We start from the raw sequence: 19,727 nt of genomic DNA on the forward strand, positions 1-19,727 counted from the left end.
ACGTTGGGGCTGGTGAACACGGCCCCCGCAAAGGTGCGGCGGCCGCTCAGGCATCGTCGTAACCGACGACGCCCTTGATCTCCGTGAATTCATGCAGGCCGAACTTGCCGTATTCGCGGCCGTTGCCCGACTGCTTGTAGCCGCCGAAGGGGGCCATGCCATCCCAGGCCGAATTGTTGAGACGGACCGTGCCCGCACGCAGCCGTCCGGCAAGCACCCGCGCCTCCCGCGGATCGCCCTGGATATAGGCGGCAAGGCCATAGGGCGTGTCGTTGGCGATCGCCACGGCCTCGTCCTCGCTCTCGTAGCCGATGATCGACAGCACCGGCCCGAAGATCTCCTCGCTGGCGATGGTCATGGAATTGGTCACGCGCGTGAACACCGTCGGACGCACATAGTAACCTGCGTTGAGATGCGACGGCCGCCCGAGCCCGCCCACCACCAACTCGGCACCCTCCTCGATCCCCTTGGCGATCAGCGCCTGGATCTTCTCGAACTGGAGCGCGCTGACAACAGGGCCGAGATTGGTGCGCGGATCCGAGGGAGCGCCGACGACCAGCGACGCCGCTTCCCGCGCCGCGATCGCACCCGCTTCGTCCATACGTTCAGCCGGCACCAGCATGCGCGTCGGCGCATTGCAGGACTGGCCGGAATTGTTGAAGCAACGGCGCACGCCACCGCTGACCGCTGCCTCGAGATCGGCGCTGCGCAGCACGATATTGGGGGATTTTCCGCCGAGTTCCTGGTGGACACGCTTGACGGTCGGGGCGGCGGCTTGCGCAACGGCAATACCGGCGCGGGTCGAGCCGGTGAAGGACACCATGTCTATATCCGGATGGCTCGACAACACGGCGCCGACGGTCGGTCCGTCGCCCTGCACCAGGTTGAAGACACCCTTGGGAACGCCGGCCTCTTCGAGGATTTCTGCAAAGATGATGGCGTTGAACGGCGCGATTTCCGAGGGCTTCAGCACCATGGTGCAGCCCGCCGCCAGCGCCGGCGCGACCTTGCAGGCAATCTGGTTCATCGGCCAGTTCCAGGGCGTGATCATGCCGACGACGCCGATCGGCTCGTGGACGATCCGGGTGGAACCCTGCATATAGTCGAACTGGAAAGCCTCGAAGGCTTCGATCGTCTTTTCGAAATGGGTGACGCCGATACCGGCCTGATCCGACCGTGCCATGGCGAGCGGCGCACCCATCTCCCGCGAAATGATGTCGCCGATCTCGTCATTGCGGCGTCTCAGGATTTCAAGAATGCGCTTCAGCAGCGACAGCCGCTCGTCCCGCGTCGTCCGCGAGAAACTGTCGAAGGCAGCGCGGGCGGCCTTGATCGCTTTCTCGGCATCCGCGACCGAGCCCAAAGCGACGGTTCCGATCGACTGCTCTGTCGCCGGGTCGATGACCTCAAGGGTCTTCAACACCTCGGGATCGACCCATTTGCCGTCGATATAGAATTTGTGGGCGTTTTCCATGGCTGTCTCCATCGCTTGGCCGTCTCGCATTCCGCAGATCGAATAGCAGAATAGCCTGTCTATTCCGAGAGCGGTGCCGCATATCGGCCATCGCCAGCAGACGATTCCGTGAAGTCGCGGCTGCGCGGCTCATTATTCCCCCGGAAGTCGCATTTCAGGGTCTCAAATCAGTCTCAATTGACGTTCAGGTCTGGGCGACCAAGCTGCGGACAGATCACGGTAGAGCCTGCATGAAACGACAAACAATCCTGCTGCTCGCGATGCTGTCGCTCCTGCCCGTCCCGGCTCTCGCCCATCCACATATCTTCGTCGACGCAAAATTCGAAGTTGTCGCCGCACCGGACGGCTCGATCAGCGAGCTGCGCAACATCTGGCACTTTGACGAGGTCTTTTCCTCCTCGGTCCTCATGGATTTCGACAAGGGCGACAATCAGACGCTGAGTGCGAGCGAACTGAAAGCAGTCGGCAAGACGGTCAGGGATTCGCTTGCGCAGTATAATTACTACACGAACGTCACCAGCAACGGCAAAGCGGTGCCTATGGCCAAGCCAGAGGCGATCCTGGCCGATTATAAGGACGGTTCGCTAACGCTGACCTTTTCGCTGAAGCCCGAAGAAAAGACCTTCCTCAAGGGAACCACGATCTTCGGGATTTATGACAAGACGCTCTACACAGCGGTCGATTTCGCCACCGACGACGATATGACCATCTCGGGGGCGACCTCGGGCCGCTGCAAGCGCAAGGTCGTGAGGCCCAATCCCAAGGAAGTCATGGCGGAGAACCAGGCGGCACTGACCAGCATGTTCTTCAGCGACCCCAAGGGTACGGACTATTCGCTGCTCGTCGCGACACGGCTGGAAGTCCAGTGTTGATCCCGTGCGACTATTCAGGACGGCCGCGGCGAAAAAAACAATGGCATCGTGTTTAGCGCCGGTTTTTCAGGTTCATGAAATGTTGTGACGTTATTCTCGCCCGTAGCCTTTGCAATCGCGGCGCTGGAAAGGATCAGTTCGTCCATGACCAGGCGCCTACAATTGCCGGCTCGCGAATACCACAATGTCTTTCAACGCCTCCATAGACCCATATGAAACCCGATAAATGTCACACCGCCTCTCCCCTAAACGGCGAAGAGCATATCGACCGCCAGCCGGAGGCAATGAGTGCTTTTAGACTTTTTGCCATTTTGGAAACCTTAAGCTGTGCTAGTAATGCCGCAGGGGCGTCCAGGGATCGGGTGTTGTCAGAGTGTTAGTAGTCGAGACATCTTTCTCCGCCCGGTTGCTGGCGCTGACCGGGATTGGTCTGGTGACCATATGCGCAATCGGCGCGTTTCCCGCATCATCCATGGCGCAGGAAGCCACAAAGTCCACCTCCGACACCTGGGTCGTGACGCTCGGCGCCACGGTGGAATACGGTCCCAATTATGAAGGCTCGAAGCATTATTCCTTCAGCGCCTTGCCGTCCTTCGACTTCTATCGCTTCGGTGACACGCCTGAATACAGCGCCCCGGACGACAATTTCGACTATACGCTCTTCGACCTCGGCAACCTTGAAATCGGCCCCGTCGTCGGCTTGAGGGATGACCGCCTGGATCTCAACAATCTGCATCTGCAGAGCGAGCGCAGGGTGCGCTGGAACTTCGATGCCGGCGGTTTCGCACAATACTGGCTGATGGAAAATCAGCTTCGGCTGCGGACGGAAGTGCGCCAGTCCCTTTGGGGCGGCGACGGCCTTGTCGCCGATCTGGCGCTCGATTGGTTTCAGCCCGTTGGCGACAAATTGGTCCTGTCCGCCGGGCCGCGCATGTCGCTGGCAAACTCGACCTACATGCGCAGCAACTTCGGCATCTCTGCCGGCCAAGCCGCGAGAAACGGCCATGTCAGGACCTTCGACGCCAGCGGCGGCCTGAAATCGGTCGGCTTCACAGTGGCTGCGACCTATACGATCACGCCGCAATGGAGCGTGCAGGTCTATGAGAAATATAACCGTCTGGTGGGCGACGCCGCCGACAGCCCGATCACCTCGCAGTTCGGCTCACCCAACCAGAATATCATCGGCTTTACCCTCAACAGAACCTTCAGCATCGACTTTTGAGGCGCTCCGCGCTTCATGATCGGCGATGTAGTTCCGCGTCAACGGCAAGACGTCGTTGCGCTTGGTGATCTGGATCTGGAAGACGACGAGATCCTCATAGCGGAACGCGGCTTCGGCGGTCGAAAGATAATATTCCCACATGCGGCAGAAGCGCTCGTCATAGAGCTTCGCCACTTCGTCCCAGCGCGCCATGAAACGCTCGCGCCAGCTTTCGAGCGTGTAGGCATAATGCAGGCGCAGCACCTCGACGTCGGTGATCGACAATCCCGCCGCCTCGATCTCGGGCACGATCTCCGAAAGTGCCGGAATATAGCCGCCGGGGAAGATGTATTTGTCGAGCCAGGGGGTGGTGAAACCGGGTGTCGCCGAGCAGCCGATGGTGTGAAGGACCATGACGCCATCGTCCTCCAGCAGTTCCGCGCATTTGCGGAAAAAGGTCCGGTAGGATGACAGGCCGACATGCTCGAACATGCCGACGGAGACGATCCTGTCGAAACGGCCCGTCAGGCTGCGATAGTCCCTGAGTGCGAATTGCACCTCCGCCGGCGCTCCACTGAGGCTAGCCGGCACCCGTTTCGAGGCATAATCATGCTGCTCTTCCGACAGAGTGACCCCGAGGACATAGCCGCCAGGCGTCTGCTCTGCCAGATGCAGCGCAAGACCACCCCAGCCGCAGCCGATGTCGAGAATGCTGTTGTCCGGCTCGATCAGGAGCTTGGCGGCGAGGTGCCGCTTCTTGGCGAGCTGCGCGTCTTCCAGCGATTGATCTGCATGCTCGAAATAGGCGCAGGAATATTGCCGGTCCGGGTCGAGGAACAGCTCATAGAGCCGACCATCGAGATCGTAATGATGCGCAACATTGGTCTTCGAACGTCTCGGCAGGTTGCGATGACGGAAGATCCGCAGCTTCGTGCGGATTTGGTCGATGATGCGGGCGATCAGCGGATGCGTGCTGTTCTGCGCTTCCCGCAGCATCATCGCCACGAAATCGTAGAGCGAGCCATGTTCGACAAGGAAACGACCATCCATGTAAAGCTCGCCGAGCCTTGCATCGGCATCGATGAGAAAGGCCCATTGCGCCCGATTGTCGGTAAAACGGACACAGACGAGCTCGCCGGTGCCATCGCCGAACGACAGCGCGCGACCGCCCGCCGTCATCACGACCAGCGATCCCCGCGACACGATGCTCGAGAGCGCTCGCTTCAGGCACCAATCCGCGAGGCTGAATGCCATTGTATTTTGACGATGGTCTTCCGCTGGCAATCCGGACATTATCGATCCTCACCGCTGTGGGGGCGCAGCGAACCGCGCTTCTCGTGCCAGTCGCCCCCGCTCGTCGCCTCGCCGGAAGCACCCGCAATCAGCCAGACGCCCATCAGGATCAGGCCGCTGCCGATCACCTGCAGGCCGACGACCGGTTCGCCAAAGACGAGCCAGCCGGTGGCGATGATCAGCACGTAGCTGATGCCGGAAAGCGGGAAGGCCCGGCTGAGGTCGAGTTCGGACAGCACGTTCATCCAGATGAAGAAGCAGGCGATCTCGACGGCGATCGCCGCCAGGATCCAATGCGATGCCAGCGCCTGCCACAGCCAGCCGGCCCCGGTCGCATCGCCCAATTGCTCGGCGCCGTGCTTGACGAAAAACTGGAACAGCGCGTTCAACACCGGTACCGCAAGCCAGGATAGGCGCATCGACGACATCACTGTTCCGCCTCATCTGTGGAAAGCAGTGGCGAAACCAGCCGCAATATCTTCTGAAGAACCGGATTGCGATGGCGGAAGAACATCGTGTTGGCGGTCAGCTGGCTGCCGAGCCGCACCTTGTTTTCATAATAGGCTTGGCCGCTTTGATAACGGCCGATGCCGTGGTCGAGGCAATAGCGCAGATTGGTGAACCAGCTCAGGAAATAGAGATTGTAAGGCCGCCCCGCCTCGCCATCCATGCAGAAGAACTTGTCGATGGCGATGTTTTCGTCATGCACGATCAGGTTGGCGGCCAAGAGCCGATCTTCGACGAAATAGAAGGCGCAGAAGGAGCGGCCGCGCATACGGGCAAGGATGCCCTCGAAATAGGCGGGAGTCAGCTCCTCGAACTGCCATTCGCTACGATTGCGCGTGTCATGGTAGAGCGCCATGACCTCGGGCAGGAAGTCGCCGAAATCCGTCCGCATTTCGACCCTGACCTGCTCGAAGGATTTCAGCTTGCGGCGCATGTCCTTGCGGGTGCCCGCTGACAGCCTCGCGAGATATTCATCGATCGTCTTGAAATCCATATCGAGCCAGGCGGTCGGCAGGCCGCCGATCGAGGCATAGCCGCGGCCCGAGAGCAAGCCGCCGAACTCGGCGGTCACCGGCGCGGGAATATCCTTGATGCCCATCAACGAGCACTCTTCCGTGGCCGCGAGCTCCTCGAAGAACGACAGCAGCTCGGCAAACAGCACCGCGCGGCGTTCCGGTGGCACGTCGGGGTGAAAACCGACCGCGCCCGTTTCGGTACAGGGAGAGCCGAGGCAGGCAAGACGCAGCGTCAGGAATCCGGAGAAACGTTGACGTATGCGGCGTACCGCCTTGCGGAGCCGGCCATCCTCCAGCGTGGTGTCCAGGGCATAGGGGCAGAGGAAGACCGGCATGGCGGCACTCACGCGTCCATCCTCGACGATGGTGATATAGCGCCATTCGAAGCCGGAGATATCAGCCTCCTCGATGGCCAGCAGGCAATCATAATCCTCGACCTGACCGCAAAAGCAGGCATTCCAGGCATAGCGGCCGACGGCGCGGATGCTGAAATGCACTTCGGCGACCGGATTCCGGTCCGGCACGGGGAAATATCTAGGCAAGGGCTTGAGCATGGCTTGCCTCGAAAAAGTCGGCGGTGAAATCCGCCACCTGGCGATGCTGACGGTCGACATGGATCATGTGGTAACTGTCCTTGATCCATCTGAGTTCGTGCGGACCGCCGATATGATCGGAAATGTAACGCGCATGCTTCGGGCTGCTGAGGTCGTCATCCTCGGCGTGCAGGATCAGCGTCGGCGTCTTCATCTGCGGCAGCCGGCCCCTCAGGGTCTTGCCCAGCCGATGCATCTCGACCAGCCCCTTGCCGGGGAATGTTTCAAGAACACCCTCCCCGGCCATATTCCCGATCAGCCGGCGCATGCGCTCGTCCTTGATCCCAAGCGATGCGGTCTCGCGGAAATTGAGACGGTCGAGAAAGGGAATGCGCGACAGCCAGCTGATCTGCGAGGACAAAAGCGGATAGTAGAAGGGCACATCCCAGCCGTCATAGTGAAAGCAGGGGGAATAGATCGCCACGGCACGGATCGTCTCCGGCTGTCGCTCAGCCGCCAGCATCGAAAGCTTGCCGCCAACGCAGATACCGGCGGCGAAGACCTCTTGCGCTCTTTCAGCCAGCATCGACGATGCCTGCACGACGCTCTCCAGCCAGTCCTCCCATCGCGAGCGCCGCAGCGTGCCCGCATCCACCCCATGGCCGGCCAGCAACGGCGCATAGACGCTGTAGCCCTTGCGGTTGAGGTGGCGCGCGACCAGCTTCATCTCGGCCGGAGCCCCGGTCAGCCCATGGATCAGGAGGACACCTTTTCCATTTGTGCCCTCCAGATAAAAGCTCAGTTCATCGGCTTTCATGAGAAAGCTCCGCCTGCCGGTTCTCCTTGGCCATGAAGCCGAGGGCGTGGCAGGTGCTGATCACATGCGTGCCGGCCTTTTCCTGCTCTTCCTTGATCTGCTCGTGCAGGGTCGGCAGTTTCGTCCAGTGGGTCTTCGGGCGGTAGTGATGCTCGGCATGATAGCCGTTGCCGAACCACAGCCAGTTGTAGAACGGCTTGTGGCTGCTGACGCCCCAGGCGATCGGCTCGTCCGGGTCGCCGTGCAGATGCTCGTAATAGCCGTTCAGCGACGACAGGCAGTTACCAAGATAATAGAAAGGCACAAAGAACAGCACGGCCTTCCAATCATAGATCAGCGCAATCGCGGCGAGACCCAGGAAGAAGAACAGCTCGAACCGACCCCATTTCGCATCGAAGGGACGGCGGCGAGCGATAGCCTTGTGAATGTCGCCAAGGCTGTCGCGGAAGAAGCTCAGGAAGGTGTAGGACCACACATTCTCCGGCTCGCCGTTGCGGCCGTGGCGGTAGATCGACAGCATGTCGATCGTCTCGCCCTTATCATCCGGCCGGTCGCTATTGCCGGAGTGATGGCGCATATGCACCCAATGATAATAGGTCTGCGAGAAGCCGATCGCGACCGATTCCAGCAGGCTGAAGGCATAGTTCATCCAGCGTGGCTTGAAGTAGGGCGTGTGGATGAAATTATGGGATATGCTGTTGATGTTCCAGGAGATCGACACGGCATAGAGGCAGCCGAGAACCGCCGAGAGCCACAGGGGCCGGCTTTCGAAACCGACGATCAGGTAGACGTCGAAGGCGAGATGCGCCACGGCGGCCAGAACCGGCGCCACATCCCATCTGGTATGAGCAAAGATTTTCATAGTCCGGTTACTCCCACGCAAGCCACGCCGGCGGTCACGAGGAACACGCCCGTCGCGTGGCGTAGGTTGATATTTTCTTTGAAGATCACGGCGCCGGCGAACACGATGACCACGTAGCTCAGCGCCATCAGCGGAAAGGCTATGGTGAGGGGAACGCGTTCGAGCACGGCAGTCCAGGCGAACAGCTCGACCGCCCAGAAGAGGATACCGAGCCATGTGACCGGCTTTGTGAGCGCGACGAGCAATGCGCTTTCGTTCGCCGATTGCTTGAAGCAGACCTCGCGCGCCGTTTCCGCCAGCACGCAGAAAAGGATGAGACCGAGCATCGGAAAGGTCAGGCTGCCGCTCATGCCATGTACTCCGCCAGCACTTCGAGCAGCGCGTGATTTGCAGCGCTGTTGATGTTTCTGGTCGTCTCGACCTTCGGCCGGATGCGCGGCTGATCGATGAAGATCTCGGCCCGCTTCATCAGCTTGGTCCGAAGATCGCCGGCATAGCTCGGCGCGGAATAATCGCCGATGACATCCGCGCCGATGATACGATGCCGGCTACCGATTTCGCTGATCAGCGCCAGGAGATAGGGGAGCCGCATGCGGCCCTGATCCCAGTTGGTGACGGCATCGTCGGCGGCAAGCACATCCTTGTCGATCGTCAGATAGACGGCCTCGGTGCGAATCCGGCTCAGCATCCGGTCGATGAAATTGTCCTCACCGATCGCGGCGATGGATTTCCAGTGCAGCGCGCCCTTGTCCTGCCGATAGCTGGCGCCGCTGCCGTAGTCGGCAAGCACTCGGCTCGGCGGATGTTCGTAGGGGTAGAGTTCCAGCTTGCCTTCGCCGAGCCAATGCAGATTGGCGCCCTTGCGCTCCGGGCTGCGGAGATCCCGGCTGCAAACGCCGATGGTGATGACCTTCTGGATATGACGATGGGCAAGAGCGCTGTTGACCCAGGATCCGCAATGCATGCCGCCTTCGAAGGTGACCCAGTCCGGATGATTGTCGAAATGGATGAGGGTCGTGGCAACAGGCTGTCGCTCCAGCGCTCCTTCGAGAAGCAGGGCTGTCACATGATGAAAATCGCCCGAGCCCATGAAGCAGAGCTGCGGATCCTTGCCGAGCGTCGGGGTACTCTTGGCGATATCGCGGGCGAGCTCGGCAAGAGCATTCTGCCGACCCCAGAGCCGGACCGCTTGGCCGGCTCCCTTGTCGAAATACTGATGCGCGCCCGCAAGCTTGCAGGCGCGCACGAAATCGGGCTGCAGCTCCAACGCATCATCGAGATGAAGAAGAAGGAGCTGCACCCTCTTATCTCCGGGCTGCGCGCGTCAGAAGCTGGTCGAGCAGGGCAAGCGCCAGATCGATCTCCTCACGCGTGATGAGCAGGTTGGGCGCGAAGGTGATGACGTTCTTGTGGTAGCCGCCGACGTCGAGCACGAGGCCGTACATCTTGGCGCCGACCTGCAGGTCGCCCTTCATGCCTTCGTCGCAAAGCCAATCCATCGTCGCCTTGTCCGGCGTGTAGCTGTCGTCCTTGCAGATTTCCATCCTGAGCGCGAGGCCGAGCCCATCGACTTCGCCGACGATGGCATGACGCTGCTGCAACTGCTTCAGCCCATCGAGGAAATAGGCGCCCTTGGCCATGATGGCGGTGCCAAAATCCTCTTCTTCCAACATTTTCATCGTTTCGAGAGCCACGGCGGTCCCCATCGGATTGCTGGCGAAAGTGGAATGCGTGGAGCCGGGCGGGAAGATGGTCGGGTTGATCATCTCTTCCCGTGCCCAGACGCCTGAAAGCGGGTTGAGCCCGTTGGTGATCGCCTTGCCGAAGACGAGAATGTCGGGCGAGACGCCGAAATGCTCGATCGACCAGAGCTTGCCGGTGCGATAGACGCCCATCTGGATTTCGTCGACAACGAGCAGAATGCCGTGTTCGTCCAACACCTTCTTCAGCTCGACGAAGAAGTTCATCGGCGGAATGACATAGCCGCCCGTGCCCTGGATCGGCTCGATATAGAAGGCGGCATATTCCGACTTTCCGGCCTTCGGATCCCAGACGCCATTATATTCGCTCTCGAACAGACGGGCGAACTTCTGGACGCAGTAGTGCCCATACTCCTCCTTCGACATGCCCTTCGGGCCACGGAAGTGATAGGGGAACTCGACGAACTGCGCCCGGTCGCCGAAATGGCCGTAACGACGGCGATAGCGATAGCTCGAAGTGATCGCGGAGGCGCCGAGGGTACGGCCGTGATAGCCGCCTTCGAAGGCGAACATCAGGCTCTTGCCGCCGGTATAATTGCGCACCAGCTTCAGCGAATCTTCAACCGCCTGCGAGCCACCGACGTTGAAGTGAACGCGGCCCTTGTGCCCGAACTTGCGCTCGGCATCCTGGGCGATCATCGCCGCAAGCTCGACCTTCTCCCGGTGCAGATACTGCGAGGCAACCTGCGGCAGCCGGTCGAGCTGGCGATGCGCGGCGTTGTTCAGACGCTCGTTGCGATAGCCGAAATTGACGGCGGAATACCACATCTGCAGATCGAGGAACGGCGTCCCGGCCCGGTCGTAGACGAAGGAGCCCTCGCATTCTTCGAAGAATTTTGGTTTTGCCGTGTAGTGGACGGTATCGCCGTGGGAGCAATAGGCCTCCTCGAGGATACACAGCTCCTCTTCGGACTTGATCGGCAATTGCGTCTCGCCACTGAAGGCTTCGGCTACATTGGTTTTCATGAGATGCCTCTTGGTCTTGTTCATGCGGTCTTGGAATGCAGCGGCGCGCGCTGTCCGCGCGTGACGCTGGGAAGAACGGCTTTCATTTTCGGAAGCAGGTCGGTGAAGGTTTCGAAGGCGATATAGGGAATGCCGCGGTCTTCGCAGTAGTCGATCAGCTTGGCCTTCGCGAAGACGAGGTCGACCTTGTCGGAAACGCAGAAATCGCTTCGCCCGTCACCGATGTAGATCTGCAGATCGGGGCTCTTGACGACCCGGCATTTGCAAACGCCTGACCCGGATAGGCAGCCGCTCGCCGTCGGCGATGGAAAGAGAGAATAGGATTCCCGGCCATCGGCAAGGCAATAGCTCAGCACGTTGGCAACGATCGGTATGTCGCCAATGCCATGGCGCGCCAGGATATGACGAATGAAGTAATCGACACCGTCGCTGACGATGGTAACGGGCAGATCGCTGCCGCGGCAGTACGCCAGGAACTCTTCAAAACCGGGATCGATGGACGCCGTGTCCAGCAGGGCGTCGATATCCCGTCTGCTCGCCTGGACGAGGGCGATCTGGCGGCGCATGCACTCGCCCGACCCCATCAGCCCCTGCTTCCACTGGCGCTCTATATCTTCCCACTCGGGATCGGCGAAACGGGATAACACCATATCCGTCGCGTCTTCGATGGATATGGTTCCATCAAAATCGCAAAACACCTGCATGAAACGCCCTTTCGCCTTGTCCTTGGGTTGCGTTTAACAACCGTGGATGAGCCAGGCATGAGGGGAGAATGATGCGAAAATGAAATCGTGGTAAAGTTGACTCTATTCCGTCTTAGGCAATCGCAGGTCGACTCGCAGGCCCGAGCCCCAACGCGGCGTCGACAGCTCTATCGCTGCGGCAAGCCGGTCCGCCGTATCGGCGACGATTGCCAGGCCGAGCCCGGCGCCTTCGGTATGCAGCGTATCGATCCGGTAAAAGCGCTGGAAGACGGCTTCCCGTTCGTCGGGAGGAATACCCGGCCCGCTATCGCTGATCGATATCAGCCAGAGCCCGCTTCCAGCGGTGATCATGACCTCGATCCTGCCGGCGACCGGTGTATACTTGATAGCGTTGTCCAAGAGGTTGCTGACCATCATGCGCAACAGCGATTCATCCGTTTTGACCTGTGCCGTCTCGTCACCTTCCAGCACGACATCGAGCTGCCGGCTATTGATGATGTTGCCGAACTCCGCCAACACCGATGCGACCATATGATAGAGCAGCACCGGCGTCGGATTGAGGGGATGATGGCTAACCCTTGCCAGTCGCAACAATTGCTCGATCAGATGGATGGCGCGGTTGTTGCTGGCAACGAGATCGGCGACGATCGCCTGCCGCTCCTGCTCGCTGTCGCTATTGCCCAGCATCTGCAGCAACAGCTTCACGCTGGCCTGCGGGGTGCGTAGTTGATGTGCCGCGAGATCGGAGAAACGCCGCTCGAGCGTCAGGGAATGGCCAAGCTTCTCGAGAAGCTGGTTGATCGAGCGGCCGAGCGGCAACAGGTCCCGCGGCAGGCCTTCGACGGGAATGGCCGAGAGATCATCGGGCGAGCGGGTGCGGATCTGACGCACCAATCCGTGGATCGTCCGTAGACCACTGTTGATGCCGAGCCAGATGAGAAAGCCGATGACCGGCACCAGCACCAGCAACGGAAAGAAGAGATTGAGCAGGATGTTGGAAACCAGCGTTTCGCGAAGGGCGATCTTTTCGCCGACCTCCATCACGATCGTCGAATTCGGTATCGGCAGCGAATAGACGCGCCATTCCTCGCCGCGATAGGTGATGGTGGTGAAGCCGACCTTCTGCTGCGGCACATCCGACAGGAACGCCGTGCTGCTGTAGAAGCGGATATGGCCGTCGTCCCAGGCACGGAACATATGGGCATCGGCATAGTCGTCAGCGTCCTCGTTGAAAGCGAGCTGATTGTCCATGTTGAAATCGATATCGTCGATCTGCCTCGGGGCGCGGTCGGGCTCCCTTTCCAGCGGCCGGCGCAGCAGGCCCCAGATGATATTCGCGTCGTTTATAAGCTGGGCATCGTAGATATTGTCGATTTCGCGCGTCGCGCTGTTGAACGCGAAGGCGCCGACTACAACGATCGTCACCACCACGACCGGCGCGATCCTGAGGAAAAGCTTGCGGGTAAGTGTGGAATTGCTCATCGCTCGATCATGTAGCCAACGCCGCGGATCGACTTGATGAAATCGCTGCCGAGCTTCTTGCGCAGATTGTAGATCGTCACCTCGATCGTGTTGCTCTCGACCGTGCTTTCGGCATCGTAAAGCGCATATTCAATATCGTTCTTGGTCACATATCGGCCGCTGCGCTCCATCAGAAGCTTCAGCAGGTGGAATTCCTTGGCCGTGGTGTGAACCTGGACATCACCCTTGCGGGCAACCATCGCCGAGGGGTCGACCTCGATATCGCCACAGCGGATGACGCTTTCTGTTCGTCCGTCGCGACGGCGGATCAGCGCGCGCATGCGGGCCAGCAGCTCATCGAGATCGAACGGCTTGACCAGATAATCATCGGCGCCCTCGTCGAGCCCCTCGACCTTCTGGCGCACGGCATCGAGCGCCGTCAGCAGCAGGACCGGCACCGAATTGCCCCTCTGCCGAATGCCTCTCAAGACCTCCATGCCACTGAGCCGCGGCAGGTTGATATCAAGCACGATTGCCGCGAAATCCGAATGCTGGGCAGCTTCCAGACCGGACTCGCCGTCGCGCATCCAGTCGACGCCATAGGCGTGCTTCTCCAGGGCCTTCTTCAGGGATGACCCCAGAATATTGTCGTCTTCAACTAGCAGAACACGCACGGTCGATCTCGCTTCGCCGGTGGGAATTATGCACCCGATGTGAACCGCAATTGGAGCGGCCTTGTGGCAAAGCCTTCGAGCTTGCGCACCGGCTCAATACTTGAACAGATTTCGCGGCATAGCAAGAATCCGGCTTTTTTCGCCCTCGTCCGTCGCCAGCTCGTCCAAAAAAGCCAGGTTGCCGGCATAGGTCTGCGCCGCCTCGTGCTGGGTATGCGGCCAGTCGCTGCCCCACATGAGGCGGTCCAGACCAAAGGCATGACGCAGCAGGGGATAGGCCTGCCGGGCGAAATCTCTCCCTTCCGGTCCATTGCGATAGGGAGCGGAGAGCTTGACGTAGACCCGTCCCGAGGCGCCGAGCGACAATAGGGCGCGGAAGCCCGGATCGGCAATGCCGAGCTTGGGATCGGGCAGGCCGAAATGATCGACGACCACGTTCATCCCATTGTCCACCAACATTTGTGCGAGCGGCACGAGGTCGGCGGCGTTGCGCTGGATCTCGATCTGCCAGTCAAGCGACTTCAGTTTCGCGAGCAAATCCCGCCATTCCCGCGTCGAGAAATCCGGCAAGGCCTGTCCAACGAGGTTGAGACGGATACCGACCACACCGGCTTCGTCATAAGCGACGAGCTGCTCCAGCGAGGTGCCGGGGTCGATCACCACAATGCCGCGCAGTCGGCCGTTCGCCGCTTTCAGGCAATCGAGCAGATAGGAATTGTCGGCTCCGAGGAAGCTCGGTTGCACGAGCACGCCATGGGTCAATCCGTTCTCATCGAGTTGACGGAGGTAAGCATCCAGCGGTGCATCGTAATCCGGCGCGTAGCGCCTGCCCGGCGCCAGCTTCAGCCTGCAGTCAAAGACATGCGCGTGGGTATCGATACGAAAGGAAGATACAGTCATGGTGTTGGTCGCTATGCAGCCCGGATCCATGGAGACCATGGATCCGGGGCCATCGAGAAGCAAGCCACGGCGGCGGTGACTGAGCTTTCAATCATGGTGGTATCTCGCGACATTCGGTTGCAAGCCTATGATTGCGCCGAGGAGGAGGACTGCTCGAATACCTTGCCCCGCGTTTCCGGCAGCATGAACACGGCAACCAGCACCAGGGAATAGGCGAAGGCTGCATCGATGCCAATGGCCGGACCGAGCCCGATCCTGTCGCTCAGATACCCGACGAGCAGCGGGAAGCCGGCGGAGACAATCCTGCCGAAATTATAGCAGAAGCCCACCCCGGTTCCGCGAACGCCGGCGGGGTAAAGCTCGCTGAAAAGTGCGGCCATACTCGCCGGAATACCGGCCGAAAAGAAACCGAGCGGAAAGCCCAGAATCAGCATCTGCCAGTTCGACAGCGGTGCGAAGATGTAAATCAGAACCGTCGCCACGCAGGCACCGGCAAAAAGGGTCACATTGACGCGCCGGCCCAGCCGATCGCTGAGCATTCCACTGACAATGCAGCCGCAAAAGAAGGCGACGATGATCACGGCAAGATAGGCGCTGGAGCCGAGCACCGAAAGCTGACGGACCTCGCGAAGATAAGTCGGCAAGAAGGTCGTGAGCGCCGCATAGCCGCCATGTGCCCCTGTACCGAAAAGCGCGCCGATCAGGGTGAAACGCAGCACGTCCGGACGAAAGATACCGGCAACCGTCTGCCAGAACGGCGGCTGGTCGGCTTTCGCCGTTGCCCTCCGCGGCTCCGGGATGCCGCGGCGAATGAAGATGATCAAAAGCGCCGGCAGCAGCCCCAGCGCGAAAAGCAGGCGCCATGCGATCTCATGCTCGACAAAGGTGAAGACGATGGCGGACAGCAGAACCGCCACACCCCAACCAACCGCCCACGCGCTCTGGACTGCGGCAAGCGCCCTGCCGCGATTTTCCGGCCGGATGATCTCGGCCATCAGCACCGCACCGCAGGCCCATTCTGCACCAAAACCGAGACCCTGGATCGCCTTCAGCACCAGAAGCTGGTTATAGCTTGTGACAAAGGCGCAGGCGAAAGTGGCAAGCGCGAAGGTCGCGACCGTGATCTGCAATGCCTTGACCCGGCCGAAACGATCGCCGAGCGCACCACCGAACCAACCGCCGATGGCGCCGAAAAACAAGGTAATCGAGCTGAGGAGACCGGCATCGGCTTTCGTGATGTCGAAAGCGACGATCAGCGCCGGAATGGCCAGGCTGAACATCTGAACGTCGAGCGCATCGAGCCCCCATCCCCCGAAACTCGCCCAGAACGTCTTGCGTTCCACCGGCGAGCACTCCTTGTACCAATTAGACATTATTCTCCTCCCCGCGCCTTGTTCCAGCGCGCCAGTTCATGTTCCTAAAGGTTACAGATCAGCGTATGTCGACGTGATAGCGGAAGCGGTCGGCGGGACCGCGTGAACGCCGCCATTCAATGGGTCGTCGCTCCAGATCGAAGGCAACGCGTTCGATGACGACCAGAGGCGATCCCGGTTCCAGCGCCAGCAGGCGCGCCTGAAGCGGCGGCGCGATCTCGACGGTCAGCGTTTCCTCCGCCGATACGACCACCTGCTCGCAACATTCCTCATAAAGCGGATAGAGAAGATCGCCGAATTCGGACGTATCGATTGTCAGCAGCGCTTCGAAGCGCGACCTCTCCAGCCAGATTTCTTCAGCCAGCAGCGGAACGCCGCCGATAAGGCGAAGGCGTGAAAGGGAAATGACAGGATCTCCCTCGCGCAACCGCAGCGCCGAGGCAACGGCCGAGGGCGCTGCGATGCTTTCACGCCGAAGAATGCGGCTCTCGGGCACGCGGCGCTCGCCGCTCTCCGACTGGAAACGGAAAAACCGGAAAAGCGAGGAGTTGAACCGGGCACGCCGCACATAGGTGCCCCGCCCCTGGTGGCGTTCGACGACGCCATCGGCCACGAGCTGATCGATCGCCTTGCGGACTGTGCCCACGGCGACGCCGTAGGTTGCCGAAAGCTCCGCCTCGGACGGAATCGATTCGCCAGGCCGCCATTCCTGACGATTGATCCTCGCGGCGAGATCGTCGCGCAGGCGTTGATAGCGGGGAAGTCTGTCATCTAAAGAGGTCATACAGTCATATAGATGACTAAATGACCTGTTGTCAATTCAGTAGCGTTGACGCTGGATATGACGAGTCAAACGAAACCCGCACTCGATCGACTCCCTGATGCTGAAATGCAGGGAGCGGCTTGAAAAATAGCTCTATCTGAAAAGCGTCACGACACGGCTGCGGTCAGACAATCGGCGAGATACGCAGTCACCGGTTGATCCGCCTGTGGCTTCAATATGCCGATCTCCCGGTAAAAAGTCCTGTCGGCCAGCGACACCACGCGGACCGACGGCGGAAGAGGCAAATTTCCCTCGGTCATCGGCAACAGCGCCACACCAAGTCCCTGCCCAACCAAGGCCGCCATCGCGGATATGTCATCGATCTCCACCGATTCCCTAACCGTGACGGATAAGGACCGTAGGAATCGGTCGACCTGCCGGCCGCCGAACGAGCTGCGCTCATAGCGAATGAACGATTGCTCCTGCAGCAAGGCCAGCCAGTCGTCACCTTCGATCCAGCTCGGGACCGCCAGCACATACGGTTCACGCAACAAGGGTTGCCAAACGAAATCCTTCGGTATGCCGAAAGAGGGTTTGATGATCACGGCCAGATCGAGTTCGCCCGCATCGAGCAGATCGAGCAAATGAAGGGAAATCCCCGGTACGATATGAATATGGTGTTTCGGAAATCGATCGCGAAACGGTACGAGCGCACGGGCAAGAACGGTTGACTGAACGGAGGCGATAGCGCCAATGCTGAGGCGCCCGCCGCTATCCTCATCCGCCGGATCGGCGATCGCCTCGAATTTCGCGATGATGTCCTTCGCCCGCTCAAGCGTTCTCAGCCCGGCGGCATTCAGCGTTGCCGAGCGGCCTGTTCTTTCGAACAGCTGAACGCCGAGCTTTTCTTCCAGCCGCTTCATCTGGCCGCTGACCGCCGCCTGCGTCAGCCCGATCCGATCACCCGCGGCGGCAAAGGTTCCGAAGTGGGCAATCGCCACCAGCGTTTTCAATTCCGAAATCACGATTGATAATTTTTCCTGTCTCTCAGACTCATTATATATCGTTTTTCATCAGAAAGAATGTTTCTTATAGGTCGCCGCATGGAATTTCACCTTAATGGAGATGAGCAATGACCACGGCACCCCTTCACCCTTTCCATCTTGCCTTTCCCGTCAACGACCTCGCGGCTGCGCGTGCCTTCTATGGCGGCCTCCTCGGCTGCTCCGAGGGCCGGAGCTCTCCCGACTGGATCGATTTCAACTTTTATGGGCACCAGGTCGTCGCCCATCTGGCTCCTCAGGAAACCGGTGAAGTCACCGCCAACGCTGTCGATGGTCACGGCGTTCCGGTACGCCATTTCGGCGTCGTTCTGTCGATGGAAGAGTGGGAGGCCGCGGCGGAGAGGCTGACCAAGGCGAATATCGACTTCGTCATCAAGCCCTATATTCGTTTCAGGGGCGAACCCGGCGAGCAGGCAACCATGTTCTTCAAGGATCCGAGCGGCAATGCCGTCGAATTGAAGGCGTTTGCCGACATCAACAGCCTGTTTGCCAAATAAGGCTAGGCGCGGCGACGCAAAGTCCGCATCGCCGCCGCCAGCACATCGAAAATCCTTGGATCGGTCGATTGCGCGACGTTGAAGCGCATGAAGCTGCCGGCCGTATCCATCAGGCTGAAAGCATTGCCGGGGGCGAGGATGACACCCTCGGCAAGGCAGGCACGGGCGATATCGGCCGCCTCGATCCCCTCCGGCAGCCGGCACCAGAGGAACATGCCTGCTTGCGGCTTCAGCCAGGGGACAATGCCGATCGCCTCCAGGCGCGCGGCAGTCTCGCTCATCGTCTTGGCAAGCCGTGCCCTGAGCGCTTCCATATGCTTGCGGTAACTGCCGTCCTTCAACGCCGAAAACAAAAGTTCTGCCGCAAGCTGGCCGCTGCTGAAGCTGGTGGCGACCTTCAGGTCGACAAGGCCATCGATCCAGTCCGGCCGCGCGGCGATGAAGCCGCAACGCACCGAGGCCGACAAGGTCTTGGAGAAGCTGCCAATATGGATCACCCGGTCGAGCCCGTCATAGGCGGCGAGCCGCGGCGCCGGCATCTGCTCGAAATCGGCGAAAATATCGTCCTCGACAATGATGAGGTCGGATGCATCCGCCAGCTTCAGCAGGCGATGCGCCGTTACCGGCGACAAGGTCGCGCCCGTCGGATTGTGGACGGCGGAATTGGTGATGTAGAGGCGCGGCCTGTGCTTTTCGAGCGCCTCGCCGAACAACGCGATATCCGGTCCTGTCGGCGTAAAGGGCACGCCGACGACATTGGCCCGATGCGCGCGCAACAGCGCATGAAAATTGAAATAGCAGGGATCGTCGACCAGGACGGTGTCGCCGGGCTCGAGCAGGAAGCGGCAGATGAGATCGATCGCCTGCGTACCGGACTCCGTCAGCATGATCTGATCGGGCGATGCGGCAATGCCGTGTTCAGCCATGCGCCGCGCTAGGAGCTGTCGCAGGGGCGGCAAGCCGAGCTGTGTTCCATAGTCGGTGAGAACGCCGCCTTCGACGCGCGCCAGACTGCGCATCGCGCGGCGCAGCGCCGCCTGCGGCATCCAGGACGGCGGCAGCCAGCCGCAGCCGGGCTTCAGCACATCCTCGCCCACCTCCAGCGATTGCCGCGAAATCCACAGTGGATCGACATCGCGGTCGAGCCGGGGGCCGATCTCGGACAGGGAAAGCGGCGCGAGCGGCCCGCAGACATAGAAGCCGGAACCGGGCCGCGAGCGGATCACGCCCTCGGCCGCCAACCGCTCATAGGCCTCGACCACGGTGGAGACCGACATCTGCATGGTCTTGGCGAAGCTGCGCACCGAAGGAAGCCGCGCGCCGGGCGGAAGGCTCCGTGCGGCGATCCGCTCCGAAATCGCCGCCATCACGCCCTCGATGCGCGTGACGCCGCTCCCGTTTGCCGCAATTAAGCCGTTCATCCGTACCACACCTCATACCATAACAGTTCATACGAATTGTACTGCACCGTCTCTGGAATAGCCAGCCGAC

At 60.4% G+C, this 19,727-nt stretch carries 21 protein-coding genes; 3 read left to right on the forward strand and 18 right to left on the reverse strand.

The features are described from left to right. Positions 1-46: 46 nt before the first annotated feature. Complete coding sequence (locus tag PMI03_RS14755; protein WP_007694595.1) at positions 47-1,474, reverse strand: aldehyde dehydrogenase family protein; 1,428 nt, start codon at positions 1,472-1,474, stop codon at positions 47-49. Between the two features lie 230 nt (positions 1,475-1,704). Between PMI03_RS14755 and PMI03_RS14760 the strand changes: the two genes are divergently transcribed. After that, a complete protein-coding gene (locus PMI03_RS14760; RefSeq protein WP_007694596.1) occupies positions 1,705-2,346 on the forward strand; it encodes a DUF1007 family protein in 642 nt (213 codons plus the stop codon). A 14-nt stretch (positions 2,347-2,360) separates the two neighbouring features. Here the strand turns inward: PMI03_RS14760 and PMI03_RS31700 are convergent, their stop codons facing one another. Beyond that, complete coding sequence (locus PMI03_RS31700; protein ID WP_309574380.1) at positions 2,361-2,492, reverse strand: hypothetical protein; 132 nt, start codon at positions 2,490-2,492, stop codon at positions 2,361-2,363. Positions 2,493-2,719: 227 nt separating this feature from the next. Between PMI03_RS31700 and PMI03_RS14765 the strand changes: the two genes are divergently transcribed. Next, a complete protein-coding gene (locus tag PMI03_RS14765; RefSeq protein ID WP_039974080.1) occupies positions 2,720-3,568 on the forward strand; it encodes a MipA/OmpV family protein in 849 nt (282 codons plus the stop codon). Here PMI03_RS14765 and PMI03_RS14770 read toward each other — a convergent pair. The 15 genes from PMI03_RS14770 to PMI03_RS14840 form a co-directional block, all read right to left on the reverse strand. Beyond that, the gene (locus PMI03_RS14770) at positions 3,509-4,840 is read right to left on the reverse strand and encodes a cyclopropane-fatty-acyl-phospholipid synthase family protein (protein WP_007694598.1); all 1,332 of its coding nucleotides are present in this window, start codon (positions 4,838-4,840) and stop codon (positions 3,509-3,511) included. The genes PMI03_RS14765 and PMI03_RS14770 overlap by 60 nt on opposite strands. After that, on the reverse strand, positions 4,840-5,268 hold the full coding sequence (locus PMI03_RS14775; RefSeq protein ID WP_007694599.1) for an EamA family transporter: 429 nt from the start codon (positions 5,266-5,268) through the stop codon (positions 4,840-4,842). Before PMI03_RS14775 ends, PMI03_RS14770 begins: the two co-directional genes overlap by 1 nt. Then, positions 5,268-6,416 (reverse strand): GNAT family N-acetyltransferase, encoded by a 1,149-nt coding sequence (locus PMI03_RS14780; RefSeq protein WP_007694600.1) that lies wholly within the window; start codon positions 6,414-6,416, stop codon positions 5,268-5,270. Before PMI03_RS14780 ends, PMI03_RS14775 begins: the two co-directional genes overlap by 1 nt. Further along, positions 6,397-7,212: a carboxylesterase gene (locus PMI03_RS14785; RefSeq protein ID WP_007694601.1), complete on the reverse strand. Its 816-nt coding sequence runs from the start codon at positions 7,210-7,212 to the stop codon at positions 6,397-6,399. Before PMI03_RS14785 ends, PMI03_RS14780 begins: the two co-directional genes overlap by 20 nt. Next, positions 7,199-8,074: a fatty acid desaturase gene (locus PMI03_RS14790; protein WP_007694602.1), complete on the reverse strand. Its 876-nt coding sequence runs from the start codon at positions 8,072-8,074 to the stop codon at positions 7,199-7,201. Before PMI03_RS14790 ends, PMI03_RS14785 begins: the two co-directional genes overlap by 14 nt. Further along, positions 8,071-8,424: an EamA family transporter gene (locus PMI03_RS14795; protein WP_007694603.1), complete on the reverse strand. Its 354-nt coding sequence runs from the start codon at positions 8,422-8,424 to the stop codon at positions 8,071-8,073. The genes PMI03_RS14790 and PMI03_RS14795 overlap by 4 nt, the downstream gene beginning before the upstream one ends. After that, positions 8,421-9,374 carry an arginase family protein gene (locus PMI03_RS14800; RefSeq protein ID WP_007694604.1) on the reverse strand — a complete coding sequence of 318 codons (954 nt, stop codon included), beginning with the start codon at positions 9,372-9,374 and terminating at the stop codon, positions 8,421-8,423. The genes PMI03_RS14795 and PMI03_RS14800 overlap by 4 nt, the downstream gene beginning before the upstream one ends. 4 nt (positions 9,375-9,378) lie before the next feature. Next, the gene (locus PMI03_RS14805) at positions 9,379-10,800 is read right to left on the reverse strand and encodes an aspartate aminotransferase family protein (protein WP_007694605.1); all 1,422 of its coding nucleotides are present in this window, start codon (positions 10,798-10,800) and stop codon (positions 9,379-9,381) included. 20 nt (positions 10,801-10,820) lie between these two features. After that, a complete protein-coding gene (locus tag PMI03_RS14810) occupies positions 10,821-11,504 on the reverse strand; it encodes an MtnX-like HAD-IB family phosphatase (protein ID WP_007694606.1) in 684 nt (227 codons plus the stop codon). 102 nt (positions 11,505-11,606) lie between these two features. Continuing rightward, positions 11,607-12,986 carry a HAMP domain-containing sensor histidine kinase gene (locus PMI03_RS14815; protein WP_007694607.1) on the reverse strand — a complete coding sequence of 460 codons (1,380 nt, stop codon included), beginning with the start codon at positions 12,984-12,986 and terminating at the stop codon, positions 11,607-11,609. After that, entirely contained in the window at positions 12,983-13,639 is a 657-nt protein-coding gene (locus PMI03_RS14820; protein ID WP_007694608.1) for a response regulator transcription factor, read from the reverse strand. The genes PMI03_RS14815 and PMI03_RS14820 overlap by 4 nt, the downstream gene beginning before the upstream one ends. Positions 13,640-13,732: 93 nt before the next feature. Further along, entirely contained in the window at positions 13,733-14,539 is an 807-nt protein-coding gene (locus tag PMI03_RS14825) for an amidohydrolase (RefSeq protein ID WP_039974083.1), read from the reverse strand. A gap of 125 nt (positions 14,540-14,664) precedes the next feature. Beyond that, positions 14,665-15,912: an MFS transporter gene (locus PMI03_RS14830; protein ID WP_007694611.1), complete on the reverse strand. Its 1,248-nt coding sequence runs from the start codon at positions 15,910-15,912 to the stop codon at positions 14,665-14,667. Between the two features lie 58 nt (positions 15,913-15,970). Further along, entirely contained in the window at positions 15,971-16,696 is a 726-nt protein-coding gene (locus tag PMI03_RS14835) for a GntR family transcriptional regulator (RefSeq protein ID WP_007694613.1), read from the reverse strand. A gap of 146 nt (positions 16,697-16,842) precedes the next feature. Further along, complete coding sequence (locus tag PMI03_RS14840; RefSeq protein WP_007694615.1) at positions 16,843-17,700, reverse strand: LysR substrate-binding domain-containing protein; 858 nt, start codon at positions 17,698-17,700, stop codon at positions 16,843-16,845. 107 nt (positions 17,701-17,807) lie between these two features. Here PMI03_RS14840 and PMI03_RS14845 point away from each other — a divergent pair, with 107 nt between their 5' ends. Beyond that, positions 17,808-18,236, forward strand: a complete 429-nt coding sequence (locus PMI03_RS14845; RefSeq protein ID WP_007694617.1) for a VOC family protein — start codon at positions 17,808-17,810, stop codon at positions 18,234-18,236. Between the two features lie 2 nt (positions 18,237-18,238). Here the strand turns inward: PMI03_RS14845 and PMI03_RS14850 are convergent, their stop codons facing one another. Next, the gene (locus PMI03_RS14850; RefSeq protein ID WP_007694619.1) at positions 18,239-19,657 is read right to left on the reverse strand and encodes a PLP-dependent aminotransferase family protein; all 1,419 of its coding nucleotides are present in this window, start codon (positions 19,655-19,657) and stop codon (positions 18,239-18,241) included. Positions 19,658-19,727 lie beyond the last annotated feature (70 nt).

Source organism: Rhizobium sp. AP16, assembly GCF_000281735.1.
GTDB lineage: Bacteria > Pseudomonadota > Alphaproteobacteria > Rhizobiales > Rhizobiaceae > Rhizobium > Rhizobium rhizogenes.